The sequence below is a fragment of the Vibrio sp. 10N.222.46.A1 genome (genome assembly GCF_041473595.1).
GTDB classification, from domain to species: Bacteria; Pseudomonadota; Gammaproteobacteria; order Enterobacterales; family Vibrionaceae; genus Vibrio; species Vibrio tasmaniensis_A.
On record NZ_JBFRSN010000299.1, the window covers coordinates 1 to 2399 of the forward strand.

Here is a 2399-nt window from a genome sequence, read left to right on the forward strand (position 1 = left end):
AGCAGCTTGCTGAAGCGAAATCGCTACTGCAATCTAAGCACCAAGATATGACGTTCGTAGATTCAGAATCTAACGGTCGTTTCTCTTTGATTGCTAACTTCACTGAAACTCGTCTTCAAGAAATCCGCAATTATGCGGTAGAGCAAAACATTACTATTCTACGTAACCGTGTTAACGAACTCGGTGTTGCTGAGCCTTTGGTTCAACGTCAAGGTGCTAGCCGTATCGTAGTGGAATTGCCAGGTGTTCAAGACACGGCTCGTGCTAAAGAAATTTTAGGCGCAACCGCGACTCTTGAATTCCGTGAAGTGGACAGCAGTGCCGATTTGGCCGCTGCAGCTTCTGGCCGTGCTCCTGCTGGTAGTGAAATTAAGCAAGACCGCGATGGTCGTCCTGTAGTACTTAAGAAACGCGTTATCTTAGGCGGTTCTAGCATTACAGATGCAAGCTCAAGTGTTGATGAATATGGTCGCCCACAAGTTAACATCTCGCTAGACAGCGAAGGTGGTAGCAAGATGTCTACATTCTCTCGTCAAAATATCGGTAAGCTAATGGCAACCGTATTTGCAGAGTATAAAGACAGCGGTCGTAAAACACCTGAAGGCCGAGTGATCCTAAGTAAGCACGAAGAAGTGATTAACCAAGCGACGATTCAATCTGCGCTTGGCCGTAACTTCCGTATTACAGGTATCGACTCAACGGCTGAAGCTCATAACTTGGCACTTCTACTACGTGCAGGTGCATTGATTGCGCCTATCTCGATTGTAGAAGAGCGTACGATTGGTCCATCTATGGGTCAACAAAACATCGATATGGGTATCATGGCGATGGTTTGGGGTATGGCTGCAGTAATGCTGTTTACACTGCTTTACTACCGTACTTTCGGTTTGATTGCGAACGTCGCTCTGATGGCTAACTTAGTGTTGATTATTGGTGTGATGTCGATGATTCCTGGCGCGACAATGACGCTACCAGGCATTGCCGGTATCGTATTGACGGTCGGTATGGCAGTCGATGCCAACGTTCTTATCTTTGAGCGTATACGTGAAGAACTTCGAGATGGACGTAGTCCACAACAAGCGATTCACCAAGGTTATGCAAACGCATTTAGTACAATCGCCGATGCCAACATCACCACACTACTAACAGCAATCATTCTATTTGCTGTCGGTACAGGTGCGATTAAAGGCTTCGCGGTAACGTTATCAATCGGTATCTTGACTTCAATGTTTACAGCTATTATCGGAACACGTTGTATCGTGAACCTGATGTATGGCGGCAAACGCGTTAAGAAACTGTCGATCTAAGGCTAGGAATTAATATGTTTCAGATTCTAAAAGCAGACAAAATGATCGACTTCATGCGTTGGTCAAAGGTTGCCTTTTTATTCTCAATCTTGATGATTGGTACTGCCATCTATACTCTAACAACGAAATCGTTGAACTGGGGTCTAGATTTTACTGGTGGTACCCTGATTGAAGTGGGTTTTGAGGAGCCAGCAAACCTACCTGACATTCGAAGCGCACTAGAAGCTGAAGGCTTTGGTGATGCTACGGTTCAGAACTTTGGTTCTGCGCGTGAGGTAATGGTTCGTCTACGTCCACGTGATGGTGTTGCGGGCGAAACGCTTGGTAACCAAATCCTGTCTGCAATTAAAGATGGTACTGGTGAGCAAGTTGAGATGCGTCGTATCGAGTTCGTTGGTCCTAACGTAGGTGACGAATTAACAGAAGCTGGTGGCCTTGCTATCCTTGTTTCTCTGATCTGTATCTTGATCTACGTATCAGTGCGATTTGAATGGCGATTAGCTGCAGGTGCTGTATTAGCCCTAGCGCACGACGTTATCATCACACTAGGTGTGTTCTCTCTAATGCAAATTGAGGTCGACCTTACCATCGTAGCAGCCTTGCTAACGGTAGTCGGTTACTCCCTCAACGATACCATAGTGGTATTTGACCGTATTCGTGAGAACTTCCGTAAGATGCGTAAAGGCGAGGCACCTGAAGTGCTGAACAGCTCAATCACACAAACATTGAGCCGTACATTGATCACTTCTGGTACAACGTTATTCGTAGTTATCGCACTGTTCGTTCAGGGCGGCGCTATGATTCACGGCTTTGCGACTGCACTTCTACTGGGTATTACCGTTGGTACTTACTCTTCTATCTACGTTGCATCTGCACTAGCTATGAAGTTGGGTATTACGCGTGAACACCTAATGCCACCACAAGTGGACAAAGAAGGTGAAGAGTTTGACGAAATGCCTTAGGCCACGGCTTAACAACTTTCGCTAAACCAAAAAAACCGCTGGGCAACTAGCGGTTTTTTTATGTCTGTATATTGTGGGTTAGCTTTTGGAACCGACTGAACATTGTCGTATTTACCAATACCAATACCAA

The 2399-nt window shown here is 45.7% G+C and carries 2 protein-coding genes; both read left to right on the plus strand.

Annotated features, from left to right (window positions below; all coding sequences use genetic code 11):
• Positions 1-1307: protein translocase subunit SecD (gene secD / locus AB4496_RS09905; RefSeq protein ID WP_372130893.1), on the plus strand; the 1307-nt coding region annotated here is incomplete at its 5' end.
• Between the two features lie 14 nt (positions 1308-1321).
• Positions 1322-2269, plus strand: coding sequence for a protein translocase subunit SecF (secF, locus tag AB4496_RS09910; RefSeq protein WP_009848283.1), 948 nt, complete (start codon positions 1322-1324; stop codon positions 2267-2269).
• Positions 2270-2399 lie beyond the last annotated feature (130 nt).

Bases quoted from the DNA above. Each gene is read 5' to 3' on its own strand.
- secF (WP_009848283.1), top strand. From the start codon at position 1,322: ATGTTTCAGATTCTAAAAGCAGACAAAATGATCGACTTCATGCGTTGG.